The sequence below is a fragment of the Sulfitobacter sp. IGS-18 genome (genome assembly GCF_059628195.1).
This window is the reverse complement of record NZ_CM184556.1, coordinates 1,254,794-1,267,720: the sequence shown is the minus strand read 5'-3', so window position 1 is coordinate 1,267,720 and position 12,927 is coordinate 1,254,794. Positions and strand designations below refer to the sequence as shown.

Sequence of the window (12,927 nt, the reverse complement as noted above, 5' to 3'; positions counted from 1 at the left end):
AGGGTAGGGGCAGCAAGAAAACGGAGAGACTCATGAGTTCACAAATGCAGCAAATCGTTCTGGCAAGCCGCCCTGACGGCGCCCCCGGTCACGACAACTTCCGGCTGGAAACATCCGATATGCCGACACCGGGTGCGGGCGAGATCCTGGTCAAGGTGGCCTACATGTCGCTCGATCCCTATATGCGGGGCCGGATGGACGACGCCAAATCCTATGCCGCGCCCGTCCCGCTGGGCGGCAAGATGGAAGGTGGCAGCGTTGGCCATGTGATCGCCTCCAACGCCGAAGGCTTTGCCGAAGGGGACGCGGTGTTCGGCCCGTTTGGCTGGGCCAGCCATGCCGTCGCCGACGCGCGGATGTGCCGCAAGCTGAACCCGGATCTGGCACCGATCACCACCGCGCTGGGCATGCCCGGGTTCACCGGCTGGTACGGGCTGAACGAGATCGGGAAGCCAAAAGCGGGTGAAACCCTGCTGGTCGCCGCGGCAACCGGGCCAGTGGGGTCGATGGTTGGCCAGCTGGCCAAGGCAAAGGGCCTGCGCGCCGTGGGGGTCGCGGGCGGCCCGGACAAGTGCAAGCTGGCGACCGAAACTTTCGGCTTTGACGCCTGCGTCGATCACCGCGCGCATGACAACGTATCCGGCCTGCGCGACGCGCTGAAGGAGGCTGCCCCCGACGGGATCGACGTCTATTTCGAGAACGTGGGCGGGCCGGTGCTGGAGGCCACCCTGCCCCAGATGAACCGCTTTGGACGCATCCCGCTGTGCGGCATGATCGCGTGGTACAATGCAGGCGGGCTGGGTGACGGCGCCAGCAGCCAGGGCCTGACCGGGCCGAAGCTGTGGCGGACGCTGCTGGTCAATCACCTGACCGTCACCGGCTTCATCATCGCCAACCACTGGGACCGCTACGGCGAATTCCTGACCGAGGTCGCCCCGATGGTCGCGGACGGCCGGGTGAAATACGAGGAAGACATCACAGAGGGGCTGGAGAACGCGCCGCAGGCCTTCATGGATATGCTGCGGGGCGGCAACACCGGCAAGACGATCGTGAAGGTCGGCTGAACCGGGCGAAGGTGGGCGCGCCGCCCACCTTCCCTTTCCGCGCGGCGGCCTCAGGCCGATTGCAGTTTGCGCGCTTCCTGACCGGCCAGGCCAAGCAGTTTCTTCATATAGGGTTTTTCAAGATCATCCGTCCGCACCGCGGCATAGAGCCTGCGGGTGATCCCGTCCTTTGTCAGGGGCCGGGTGACGTAATCGGAACTGTATTTCACTTCCCGCACCACCCAATCGGGCAAGACGGCCACCCCCCGGTTGGAGGCCACCAGCAACAGGATCACCGCTGTCAGCTCCACCTGCCGGATCGCGACGGGTTCCACCTTGGCCGGGATCAGCAACTGGCTGAACACATCCAGCCGGGACCGTTCCACCGGATAGGTGATCAGCGTTTCACTGCGGAAATCCGCCGCTTCGACAAAGGGTTTCGTGGCCAGCGGATGGGTGCTGGCCGCGACAAAGACCGCCTCGTAATCGAAAAGCTCCACAAACTCGACACCCGGCAGATCCTCGGGATCGGAGGACACCACCAGATCGACCTCTTCGCGCAGCAATGCGGGCAAGGCGTCAAAGGCGAGGCCGGGGCGGATGTCCACATCCACATCCACAAAGCTGCGGCGGAATTGCTCCAGCACCGGGAACAGCCATTCAAAACAGGCATGGCATTCAATGGCGATGTGCATCCGCCCCGTGCTGCCCGCGCGCAGGCCCGAGAATTCATCCTGCAAGGCCTGAACCTGCGGCAGCACCTGCTGGGCCAGCTTGAGCAGCCGCTGACCCGCAGGCGACAGTTTCAGCGGCTTCGAGCGACGCACAAACAATTCCACCCCCGCCTGATCCTCCAGCCCCTTGACCTGATGGGACAGCGCCGACTGGGTGATGTTCATCATCTCTGCAGCCCGGGCCAGACCGCCCGCTTCATGAATGGCCTGAATGGTGCGCAGATGACGGAATTCGATGTGCATGTGAGGCGGAACTCATGTTGAAGATGAAAGTTATGAATTTGTCTCACATCAATATTCATGAAACAAGGTGCCAACACGTTATTCAAAGGATACCGACATGGCCACGCCCAAAGTTTCTTTCGAAGTCTTTCCACCGCGCACGGTGGATGCGGCTTTCAAGCTGTGGGACACCGCACAGGCGCTGGCACCGCTGGCACCGCGCTTTTTCTCGGTGACCTATGGCGCAGGCGGCACGACCCGTGACCTGACCCATGACGCGGCCCATGTGCTGCGCCGGACATCCGGCCTGCCGGTTGCGGCACATCTGACCTGCGTCGGGGCCAGCAAGGCGGAAACCATGGAAGTGGCTGACAGCTTTGCCAGGATCGGCGTGACGGACATCGTGGCGCTGCGCGGCGATCCTGCCGACGGGGCCAGCACCTTTACCCCCCACCCCGAGGGGTTCCAGGACAGCTGCGAGCTGATCACGGCGCTGGCCGAAACCGGCAAGTTCAACATCCGTGTCGGCGCCTACCCCGACCCGCACCCCGAATCGACCAGCCAGGAGGCCAACATCGAATGGCTCAAGCGCAAGTTCGATGCCGGTGCACAAGAGGCGATGACACAGTTCTTTTTCGAGGCCGAGACATTCCTGCGCTTCCGCGATGCCTGCGCCAAGGCGGGGATCGACAAGCCGATCACCCCCGGCATCCTGCCCATCGTGAACTGGAAATCGGCCCGCAATTTCGCCCAGCGCTGCGGCACGCCGGTTCCGGCCTGGCTCGACGATGCCTTTGCCAAGGCGGAACGGGATGACCGGACAAACCTGCTGGCCACATCCCTGTGCACCGAAATGTGCAGCGACCTGATCGACGAGGGCGTCGAGAACCTGCATTTCTACACGCTGAACCGCGCCGATCTGACCCGCGATGTCTGCCGCGCACTTGGCGTCACGCCTCAGGTCACCCTGGAAGACGTCGCGTAACGTTTGCGCCCGGTCCCGGTGGCCCGCTACCATCTCCGGCAGAGCCCTGCCGGAGATTTTTCATGCCCAAGATAGCCCAAAGCCCCGAAGAACTGCTGACCCAGCAAGAGGCCCTGAAACTGTCAGGGCTAGAGTTCATGCAGGCGATTCTGGATGGCACCAATCCCGGCCCCCCGATCGGTGCCACCATGGGGTATAGGCTGCATGCGGTCGAAGATGGCCGCGTCGTGTTCCGGGGCGCGCCTGAATTCAATGTGACCAACCCGATGGGAACGGTCCACGGCGGCTGGTACGGCACCCTGCTGGACAGCGCCATGGCCTGCGCGGTGATGACGAAGGTGCCGGCGGGATCGGTCTATACCACCCTGGAATACAAGGTGAATATCCTGCGCAGCATCCCCCTGGGATTGCAGATTGATTGCATCGGCCTTGCCGATCATGTGGGCCGCTCCACCGGGGTCGCCCATGGTGAGATCAGGGGCGTCGAGGATGGCAAGCTCTATGCCACCGGATCGACCACCTGCATCGTGATGAAGATTGCCTGACGCCAGCCACACGCGCCGGAAAATTCGAATTTTCCGGGTCGGATTTTTCCAAAAATCCGCCACCGCTCCCGGCTAGGAAGTGCTTTGCACGTAGGGGCCTGCATGATGGCCAAGCCGGGTTCCCAGGGCCTGCGAACGGCTGTGGAGGCTGACATGCAGCCTTTCCGACGGGTCCAGCCCGATCCTGCGCCGCCTGCGGGTGACCAGCAATTTGCCATACCCCCGGAATGTCCCCTGCGACGGGGCAAGCGGGTCCTGGACAAATCTGTCCTGCCACCCCGGCGGCAGGGGCAGCCCCCGCGCCTCAAGCTTTGACAGCATCCAGACCAGCGGAATATTGGCCAGGGGTCTTGCCGCCTCGAATCCGCCCAGATGCCCGCCCACGTCGCCATGGGTGCCCGGGAACCAGACCTGCTCGACCCGCCCGGAGTACCCTTCGGGAGTGGTCCAAAGTACCGGCGCATAGGCCACCCGCGTCTCGTCATGGGCCAGGGCGTGATATCCATGCAGCACATCGGCACCGAGTTCATGATTGTGAAACCCGTGCACCTTCCGGGACAAACGCCACAGGACGGGCGCATTCAGCCCCAGTGACTTTACCGTATCCCAGATGGCAATCGTGTCGATTTCCACGCCCTGGTGGCAATATGCGGCGCTGAAGGCGCGCGCCTCCGCACTGGCCGGGTTGGTTTCATAATGACGATAGGCGGTGCGCACCGCCTCTTTCGTGCTGTGATTGGGGCGCAGCAGGCCGACCATGTTCATGACCCCGGCCAGCGACCGCACCGCATAGGCACCGCGCGAATAGCCCAGCAGAAAGATGCGGTCTCCGGGGCGGTAGCGGGCCGAAAGCCAGCCATAGGCCCGCCTGATCTGCCGGTTGATCCCCCGCCCCGCGATCACATCCCAGATCGAGCGCCAATGAGTCCATTGCAGCCCCGGCTCATAATAAAGCGACAGCGCGCTTCTGGTCTCCTTGAGCAACCCATAGGCCTGCCCGGCATTGGTCCTGCTGGCCGGTTCAAGCGACGACAGGGTGCCGTCCAGAACGATCACATGGATGGCGCGCTGAGGTGCCGCCCCTTCAGGTTCATTCTGCGGCGATCTTGGCACCGTTCAACATCTCCCAGACCCGGTGCGGCGTGAATGGCATATCCGCCTGACGCACCCCCTGCTCCCAGAGCGCATCCTGAACCGCATTGGCAACCGCGGCCAGCGCGCCGACTGTGCCCGCCTCGCCGCAGCCCTTCATTCCCATGACATTGGCCGTGGATGGCACCGGCTCCGACACAAAGCTGATATTGGGAAGGTCGGCGGCACGGGGCAAGGCATAGTCCATGAACGATGCTGTGAGCAGCTGGCCATCCTCGTCATAGACCACGCGTTCCTGAATCGCCTGGCCAATGCCCTGGGCGACACCGCCATGCACCTGCCCTTCGGCCAGCATCGGGTTGATAAGATTACCAAAATCATCGACGACCGTATAACGTTCGGTGGTCACGACACCGGTCTCCGGATCGACGATGACCTCTGCCACATGCGCCCCGTTGGGAAAGCTGCGCGCTTCCAGCGTCGCGCGTTCGTGATGGGTCAGCAGGTCGTCACGCCCCTTCGCACGGGCCATTTCGGCCACCTCCAGCATGGTTGGCGTCATGTTCGACCCCTCCGCGCGGAAGCGTTCATCGTCAAAGCTGATCTCGCTTGCGGCCACGCCCATTTCCTCGGCCAGAAAGGCGGTGAATGCCCGGGTGATCGCCGTCACGGTGGCCAATGTGGCGTTGTTCTGCGTGGTAACGGAACGTGACCCGCCCGTGCCGCCGCCCTGAGCGATCAGGTCACTGTCACCCTGCACCACGTCAATCAGTTCGGCGGGAATACCTGTCTGATCCGACAGGAACTGCGCATAGACCGTTTCATGGCCCTGCCCGTTCGACTGCGTGCCGACCAGAATCGTCACGCGGCCATTGTCCTCGAACACCACCTTGGCGCCTTCGGAAGGGTCGCCCAGAATGCTCTCGATGTAATAGCACAGCCCCTGCCCCCGCAGCAGGCCATTTTCCGCATCCGCCGCCTTGCGCGCCGCGAAACCATCGCGGTCGGCCTCCCGGGCGACGCGGGTCAGCAGGCGATTGAAATCGCCCACGTCATAGGTTTCTCCGGTCGCGGACCTGTAGGGGAACTGGTCGGGCTTGATGAAGTTGATCCGGCGCAATTCCCAGGGGTCGATGCCCAGCTCGCGCGCCGCACGGTCCATCAGACGCTCCAGCACATAGATCGCCTCGGGCCGTCCGGCCCCGCGATAGGCGTCCACCGGCACGGTATTGGTGTAAAACCCCTCGGCCTGCAGCCAGGTGGTCTGAACGTCATAGACCCCCATCAGAACGCGGCTGAAGAGGGTTGTCTGGATATGCTGGGCAAACTGCGAGTTATAGGCCCCGAGGTTGCAGCGGGTCTTTACCCGATAGGCGGTGATGCGGTTGTCGGCATCAAAGGCGAATTCCGCAAGGCTGGTCAGATCGCGCCCGCCATTGTCGCTCAGCATCGCCTCGGTCCGGTCCGACATCCAGCGCACCGGACGGCCCAGCGCCCGTGCCGCCTGGGCGACGCAGAAATATTCGTTGTAGGTCATCGACTTCATGCCAAAGCCGCCGCCGGTATCGGGGTTGGTCACCCGCACCTGCGCGTCCTCCAGTCCAAAGGCAGTCTTGAGAAACACCTTGTGCACCCAGACGCCCTGCGCATTGTTGGCGACATGCAGACGCCCGTCCTGCCATTCCGCATAGCAGCCGCGCGGCTCCATCGAATTGACGATGATACGGTTGTCTTCCACATCGAGGGCAACGGTCCGCGCCGCCGCGTCAAAGGCCGCCTGCGTCGCCGCTTCGTCGCCCATGCCCCAATCAAAGGCCCTGTTGTCGGGTGCCTCCGCGTGCAGCGTCTCGCCGCCCGGATGCAGGTCTGTCTTGGCAGGCAGATCGTCAATGTCGAGCATGACAAGCTCGGCCGCATCGCGCGCCTGCGCCAGCGTGTCCGCGATCACCACGGCGACGGGTTCGCCGACATATCTGACCCTGTCCCTGGCCAGCATCGGGCGCAGGGGCGCCGCGCCCTTGGTGCCGTCCCGGTTCTCCACCACCGCACCGGACATCGAAATGTCCATGCCCGCCGCTTCCAGATCGGCGCAGGTCAGGATCAGGTGAACCCCCTCTGACTGCGCAGCATCCGAGACATCCAGCTCACTGATCACACCATGCCCGACCGAAGACCGCAGGAAATAGGCATGCAACGCCCCTTCCGGCGCGATGTCATCCACATAGCGCCCTTCGCCCATGAGAAACCGCATGTCTTCGGTACGCTTGACCGGTTGGCTTTTTCCGAATTTATCCATGATCGGTCCCCTTGGTGTGTCTGTCGGTGAAACAGATATAGGACAGATATGGGTTGTCCAGCCCAACCCGCACCCCGACACCGGCAGCGCATGAGATGCCAAGGGCACAGAGAAGTATTGGGGCAAAAAGAAGCAAAAAGTCTGGACTATCCTGACCTTCCCGGCCCAATCCGGCATCGCGGCACAGGCCGGAGCGCCGATGGCCATGCATGATGAAGCGGTCCGGTTCGCGAGGTCAGAGGGTTTTGACCTTTACGTCATCAGCTGGCCCAGAATGGCAAACCGAACCGTCGCGCAGGATTTGGCAAAAGGCGGGTTTGAGCCCAGAGTGACGCTAAAAGCAAGCCGGGCCAGCGCCTGCCCGGGGTGGGCGATGCTGACCTTGGTTCATGCCACTTTATTTCTCAGCTTTGATGAATCCCATCGGGGACACAGACAGCCTCACCAAATCGCCTACCCGACTGGCGGGCAGGCGCTGGCCCGGCGCCTTCGGCTTGTTCCGGGCCTGGGTGCTCATGTTTGATGGCAACAAAGTCCGCTTGTCGGACCTTGACCCACACCGCTCCGTAAGCCCTGCCTGGGTCAGAAATGCCTGAGGTTTGCACCAATATTGAGTGACGACGCCCCTTGGCAAGATTCAACAAAACCAGTCCCGTTGAGGCAAAGATGCCCGATGTGCCACAAAGGGTATCGGTCCGGCCCATGATGCCGCCAGGATCGGGGCACGTTTCGCCCCGAGCGCGGGAGCCTCGTACCGCCACCCTTTCCCTTCACCGCATCCTCCGCTAGATCAGCATCCAAACGACGACAGGATGGATCAGCATGGCCCTCGACAAGACATTCAACGCCCAGGACGCCGAAAAGCGCCTCTATGCCGCCTGGGAAAAGGCCGGTGCCTTCAAGGCCGGTGCCAATGCCCGCGAAGGTGCCGAAACCTTCTCCATCATGATCCCGCCGCCCAATGTCACCGGCGTGCTGCACATGGGCCATGCCTTCAACAATACCTTGCAGGACATCCTGATCCGCTGGCACCGGATGCGCGGGCATGACACGCTCTGGCAGCCGGGGCAGGACCATGCGGGCATCGCCACCCAGATGGTCGTTGAACGCAAGCTGGCCGAGACCCAGCAACCCTCGCGCCGGGAAATGGGGCGCGAGGCCTTTCTGGACAAGGTCTGGGAATGGAAATCCGAATCCGGCGGCACGATCATCGAACAGCTCAAGCGGCTCGGTGCCTCCTGCGACTGGTCGCGCAACGCCTTCACCATGTCCGGCGCCCCCAACGCCCCCGAGGGCGAAGAGGGCAATTTCCACGATGCGGTCATCAAGGTCTTCGTGGACATGTACAACAAGGGCCTGATCTACCGCGGCAAGCGGCTGGTCAACTGGGACCCGCATTTCGAAACCGCGATCTCCGATCTCGAAGTCGAGAACATCGAAGTCGACGGCCACATGTGGCACTTCAAATACCCGCTCGCGGGCGGCGCCACCTATACCTATGTGGAAAAGGACGAAGACGGGAATGTCCTCTTCGAGGAAGAGCGCGACTATATCTCCATCGCCACCACGCGCCCCGAAACCATGCTGGGCGACGGCGCGGTGGCAGTTCATCCAACAGATGAACGTTATGCGCCAATCATCGGAAAACTCTGCGAAATCCCGGTGGGTCCGAAAGAACACCGCCGCCTGATCCCGATCATCACCGATGAATATCCCGACAAGAATTTCGGCTCCGGCGCGGTCAAGATCACCGGTGCCCATGACTTCAACGACTACGAAGTCGCCAAGCGCGCCGGCATCCCGATGTACAATCTGATGGACACCAAGGGCGCGATGCGCGCCGATGGCAAGCCCTATGCCGAGGAGGCCGCCGTCGCCCAGGCCATCGCCAATGGCGAACAGGACTTCACCGAGGCTGACATCGCCGCCATGAACCTCGTGCCGGAAGCCTATCGCGGGTTGGACCGTTTTGAGGCCCGCAAGCGCGTGGTCGCGGACATCACCGCCGAGGGCCTCGCCGTGATGATCCCCGGCCCCATCGACGACAGCGACGGGCGGGTCTGCTCTGCCACCGACGACATTCCGCTGGTCGAGGCCAAGAAGATCATGCAGCCCTTCGGCGACCGCTCCAAGGTGGTGATCGAGCCGATGCTGACGGATCAGTGGTTCGTGGACACCAAAAAGATCGTCGGCCCCGCGATTGACGCCGTGCGTTCGGGTGAGGTCGAAATCCTGCCCGAGCAGGACAAGAAGGTCTATTTCCACTGGCTGGAAAACATCGAACCCTGGTGCATCTCGCGCCAGCTCTGGTGGGGGCATCAGATCCCGGTTTGGTATGGGCCAATGATACCCAAGGACCCGAGAGCTGAGGAGTTTTTCTCAGAAGAAAACACTCTCGCCAAAAGACAGACCTTTTGCGCGGCTAACGCCAAAGAAGCCACCGAAGATGCCGCCGAGCTTTATAGAAGGCTGTTGGGAGAGGAAATCGAAGTCATCGACGGGGAGCATGCTGGCTTCGAATTCGACAAGGCCGGGAAGCTCTCCAAAATCTTCATCCGCCGCGACCCCGACGTCCTCGACACCTGGTTCTCCTCCGGCCTCTGGCCCATCGGCACCCTCGGGTGGCCCGAGGACACGCCCGAGCTGCAAAAATACTTCCCCACCTCCGTCCTGATCACCGGCTTCGACATCATCTTCTTCTGGGTCGCCCGGATGATGATGATGCAATATGCCGTGGTCGGTCAGAAACCCTTCGACACCGTCTATGTCCACGCGCTGGTCCGCGACGAGAAGGGCAAGAAGATGTCGAAGAGCCTCGGCAATGTGCTCGACCCGCTGGAGTTGATCGACGAATACGGCACCGACGCAGTGCGCTTCACGCTGACCTCCATGGCCGCCATGGGGCGCGACCTGAAGCTGAGCACCGCGCGCATCGACGGCTACCGCAAATTCGGCAACAAGATCTGGAACGCGACGGCCTTTGCCGAGCGTAACGGCGTGCTGGAAGTGCCGCACAGCGACACACCCCCCGACACCACGCTGACGGTCAACAAATGGATCAAGGGCGAGATCGCCAAAACCCGCGAGGCTGTCGATGCGGCGCTGGCGCAGTACCGGTTCAACGACGCGGCCAACACGCTTTATGCCTTTGTCTGGGGCACCTTCTGCGACTGGTATCTGGAATTCACCAAGCCGATCTTCGACGGCGACGACGCGGCAGCCATCGCTGAGACACGCGCGACCTATGGCTGGGCGCTGGACCAGTGCCTGATCCTGCTGCACCCGATCATGCCCTTCATCACCGAGGAACTCTGGGGCCAGAAGGACCGTCCCGGCATGCTGGTGCACGCGGCGTGGCCGACCTATACCGCCGCCGCAATGGTGGATGCGCAGGCCGACGAGGAATTGAACTGGGTGATCTCGCTGATCCAGAACATCCGCTCGGCGCGGGTGTCCATGGGCGTGCCCGGCAGCCTGAAGGTGCCGATGGTCTATACGGAAATCGACGCGGCAGGCCTGCTGGCATGGGAGCGCAACCAGGATCTGATCGCGCGGCGCGCCGGCGTCGAAAAACTTGAAAAAGTCGAGTCTTTCCCAAAGGGCACTGCCTCCATCCCGGCGCGCGCCGCGACGCTTGGCCTGCCGCTTGAGGGGATCATCGACATCGCGGCAGAAAAGGCCCGCCTGCAAAAATCGCTGGACAAGCTGGCCAAGGAAATCGGCGGGCTCAGGGGACGCCTGAACAATCCCAGGTTCGCCGCCTCCGCCCCCGAAGAGGTCGTTGCCGAAGCCCAGGCCAACCTGGACGCCCGGCAGGAAGAGGCAGACCAGCTTCAGGCCGCCCTTGACCGGCTGGCGGAAATGGGCTGACCCCCTCTTTCATTGTTCCGGCAAATACACATGCGCGCGCCATCGCCCTGGCGCGCGCTTCATGTTTCCGGTGCCGCGGCTACTTGAAAACAGCGGGGCGTTTCCCGAATTCGGCCGCGACCACCTCCATCTGGTGTGGCTTGCCCAGGAGATCGGCCTGCTCGCGCGATTCCGCCTCCAGAACCGCCGCCTCCCCCGCAACCTCCGCCAGTGAAATCAGCCGCTTGGCCGCGCGAATGGCCGAGGGGCTCTTGCCCGCGATGACCTCTGCCAGCGCCGTTGCCGCCGCCAGCGGATCCTCGGCCACCTCGGTCACCAGCCCCCAGCGTTCTGCCTGTGCGGTGCCGATCGGCTCCGCCGTATAGGTCAACCGCCGCAGCACGTCGCTGCGCACCAGTTTCGGCAGCAGCACCATGCCGCCCATGTCCGGCACGATGCCCCATTTCATCTCCATCACCGCGAATTTCGCATCCGGTGCCGCAATCCTGATGTCCGCCCCCAGCGCCAGCTGCATGCCTGCGCCAAAGCAGACGCCGTGGATGGCAGCGATCACGGGGATCTCCATGCGGGACCAGACCATCGCGACCTCCTGCCACTGGTTCGTGGTGCCGTTGCCATGGCTGCGCGGCATCAGCAGTTCCGCCGGGTCCTTTCCGATCATGCCCGACAGGCCGGAAATGTCGATCCCGGCGCAGAAAGCCTTGCCTTCGCCGGAAAGCACGACACAGCGCGCCTCCGATGCCGCGACCTCGTTCCCGGCGGCGATCACCGCGTCGATCATCTCCTGATCCACGGCGTTCATCTTGTCCGACCGGGTCAGGCGGACAAAGGCGATGTGATTTTCATAGGTGATCGAAACGCGGCTCATGGCATCCTCCTGCAGGGTTTCGGACAGTAGAGCGCAAGCCGCGCCACCGCGCCAGCCCAACGCTGCGGCACTCTGGAGCAGGGCTGCAGCGCGCACCCCCTTGCCCGGCGCGCCGACCGGGCCTATCAAACCGCATGACAAACCATCGCCTCACCCCGCTTGCACATTCCCTGCCCGCCTCTGTCCCCTTTGTCGGGCCCGAAACCCAGGAACGTGCGCAAAAACGCCCCTTCACCGCCCGGCTGGGCGCGAACGAGAATGTCTTTGGCCCCTCGCCCCGCGCCCTTTCGGCCATGGCTGAAACCGGCCACTGGATGTATGGCGATCCCGAAAGCCACGATCTGCGCGCGGCCCTGGCCCGGCACCATGGCACGACGATGGAGAATATCGTGGTGGGCGAGGGCATCGACGGGCTGCTGGGCTATCTCGTGCGGCTTTTCGTGGCACCCGGGGATGCGGTTGTCACCTCGGACGGCGCCTATCCGACCTTCAACTACCATGTCGCGGGTTTCGGTGGCGCATTGCACAAGGTGCCTTACGTCGCGGATGGCGAAGACCCGGAAAGCCTTTTCGCCAGGGCGGCGGAAGTGGACGCCAAGCTGGTCTATATGGCCAATCCGGACAATCCGATGGGCAGCTGGCACCGGGGCGCCGATATTGCCGCCGCGATGAGCAATCTGCCCGAGGGCACGCTGCTGGTCCTGGACGAAGCCTATGTGGAAACGGCCCCCGAAGGCACCGCGCTGCCGCTGCCTTTTGACGATCCGCGCGTCATCCGTATGCGCACCTTTTCAAAAGCTTACGGGCTGGCAGGCGCAAGGGTGGGCTATGCGCTCGGGGCGCCTGAACTGATCACCGCCTTTCACAAGGTCCGCAACCATTTCGGCATGAACCGCGCGGCACAGGCCGGTGCGCTGGCGGCACTGGAGGATCCGGACTGGCTGGCCCATGTGCAGGCCGAAATCGCCGCCGCCCGTGACCGGATCGCGCAGATCGCAGGCCGACACGGGCTGACACCGCTGCCTTCCGCGGCGAACTTCGTCACCATAGATTGCGGTCGGGACCACGCCTTTGCCAAGGCTGTGCTGGACGGTCTGGTTGCGCGCGGCATCTTTGTGCGCATGCCCTTCGCGGCACCGCAGAACCGCTGTATTCGCGTCAGCTGCGGCACGCCTGCGGATCTCGATGCCTTTGCCGCAGCGCTGCCGGGCGCGCTGGCGGATGCAGAAAAGGGCTGACTCGGCGCAATCGGCATATATACTTGATCACGAT

At 63.1% G+C, this 12,927-nt stretch carries 9 protein-coding genes; 5 read left to right on the top strand and 4 right to left on the bottom strand.

The window, feature by feature from the left end; all coding sequences use genetic code 11:
- Nucleotides 1–32 precede the first annotated feature (32 nt).
- Entirely contained in the window at nt 33–1,064 is a 1,032-nt protein-coding gene (locus tag ACWNZ3_RS06125) for an NADP-dependent oxidoreductase (RefSeq protein ID WP_496901552.1), read from the top strand.
- A gap of 50 nt (nt 1,065–1,114) precedes the next feature.
- On the opposite strand, the gene ACWNZ3_RS06120 is transcribed toward ACWNZ3_RS06125, so the two are convergent.
- A complete protein-coding gene (locus ACWNZ3_RS06120; protein WP_114272742.1) occupies nt 1,115–2,020 on the bottom strand; it encodes a LysR family transcriptional regulator in 906 nt (301 codons plus the stop codon).
- Between the two features lie 97 nt (nt 2,021–2,117).
- On the opposite strand from ACWNZ3_RS06120, the gene metF reads away from it, so the two are divergent.
- Nucleotides 2,118–2,984 (top strand): methylenetetrahydrofolate reductase [NAD(P)H], encoded by an 867-nt coding sequence (metF, locus tag ACWNZ3_RS06115; protein ID WP_496901551.1) that lies wholly within the window; start codon nt 2,118–2,120, stop codon nt 2,982–2,984.
- A 62-nt stretch (nt 2,985–3,046) separates the two neighbouring features.
- Nucleotides 3,047–3,529: a PaaI family thioesterase gene (locus ACWNZ3_RS06110; RefSeq protein WP_274576362.1), complete on the top strand. Its 483-nt coding sequence runs from the start codon at nt 3,047–3,049 to the stop codon at nt 3,527–3,529.
- A 72-nt stretch (nt 3,530–3,601) separates the two neighbouring features.
- Here the strand turns inward: ACWNZ3_RS06110 and ACWNZ3_RS06105 are convergent, their stop codons facing one another.
- A complete protein-coding gene (locus ACWNZ3_RS06105) occupies nt 3,602–4,642 on the bottom strand; it encodes a T6SS phospholipase effector Tle1-like catalytic domain-containing protein (protein WP_496901550.1) in 1,041 nt (346 codons plus the stop codon).
- Nucleotides 4,620–6,917, bottom strand: coding sequence for a xanthine dehydrogenase family protein molybdopterin-binding subunit (locus ACWNZ3_RS06100; RefSeq protein ID WP_496901549.1), 2,298 nt, complete (start codon nt 6,915–6,917; stop codon nt 4,620–4,622). The genes ACWNZ3_RS06105 and ACWNZ3_RS06100 overlap by 23 nt, the downstream gene beginning before the upstream one ends.
- 822 nt (nt 6,918–7,739) lie before the next feature.
- Between ACWNZ3_RS06100 and ACWNZ3_RS06095 the strand changes: the two genes are divergently transcribed.
- On the top strand, nt 7,740–10,787 hold the full coding sequence (locus tag ACWNZ3_RS06095) for a valine--tRNA ligase (RefSeq protein ID WP_496901548.1): 3,048 nt from the start codon (nt 7,740–7,742) through the stop codon (nt 10,785–10,787).
- Between the two features lie 79 nt (nt 10,788–10,866).
- Here the strand turns inward: ACWNZ3_RS06095 and ACWNZ3_RS06090 are convergent, their stop codons facing one another.
- Nucleotides 10,867–11,655, bottom strand: a complete 789-nt coding sequence (locus ACWNZ3_RS06090; protein ID WP_496901547.1) for a crotonase/enoyl-CoA hydratase family protein — start codon at nt 11,653–11,655, stop codon at nt 10,867–10,869.
- Between the two features lie 134 nt (nt 11,656–11,789).
- On the opposite strand from ACWNZ3_RS06090, the gene ACWNZ3_RS06085 reads away from it, so the two are divergent.
- The gene (locus tag ACWNZ3_RS06085; protein WP_496901546.1) at nt 11,790–12,893 is read left to right on the top strand and encodes a pyridoxal phosphate-dependent aminotransferase; all 1,104 of its coding nucleotides are present in this window, start codon (nt 11,790–11,792) and stop codon (nt 12,891–12,893) included.
- Nucleotides 12,894–12,927: the final 34 nt, after the last annotated feature.

Excerpts from the sequence above, each read along its gene's own strand:
- ACWNZ3_RS06125 (WP_496901552.1), top strand. The coding sequence starts at position 33 with ATGAGTTCACAAATGCAGCAAATCGTTCTGGCAAGCCGCCCTGACGGC.
- ACWNZ3_RS06120 (WP_114272742.1), bottom strand. The coding sequence starts at position 2,020 with ATGCACATCGAATTCCGTCATCTGCGCACCATTCAGGCCATTCATGAA.
- metF (WP_496901551.1), top strand. The coding sequence starts at position 2,118 with ATGGCCACGCCCAAAGTTTCTTTCGAAGTCTTTCCACCGCGCACGGTG.
- ACWNZ3_RS06110 (WP_274576362.1), top strand. The coding sequence starts at position 3,047 with ATGCCCAAGATAGCCCAAAGCCCCGAAGAACTGCTGACCCAGCAAGAG.
- ACWNZ3_RS06100 (WP_496901549.1), bottom strand. The coding sequence starts at position 6,917 with ATGGATAAATTCGGAAAAAGCCAACCGGTCAAGCGTACCGAAGACATG.
- ACWNZ3_RS06095 (WP_496901548.1), top strand. The coding sequence starts at position 7,740 with ATGGCCCTCGACAAGACATTCAACGCCCAGGACGCCGAAAAGCGCCTC.
- ACWNZ3_RS06090 (WP_496901547.1), bottom strand. The coding sequence starts at position 11,655 with ATGAGCCGCGTTTCGATCACCTATGAAAATCACATCGCCTTTGTCCGC.
- ACWNZ3_RS06085 (WP_496901546.1), top strand. The coding sequence starts at position 11,790 with ATGACAAACCATCGCCTCACCCCGCTTGCACATTCCCTGCCCGCCTCT.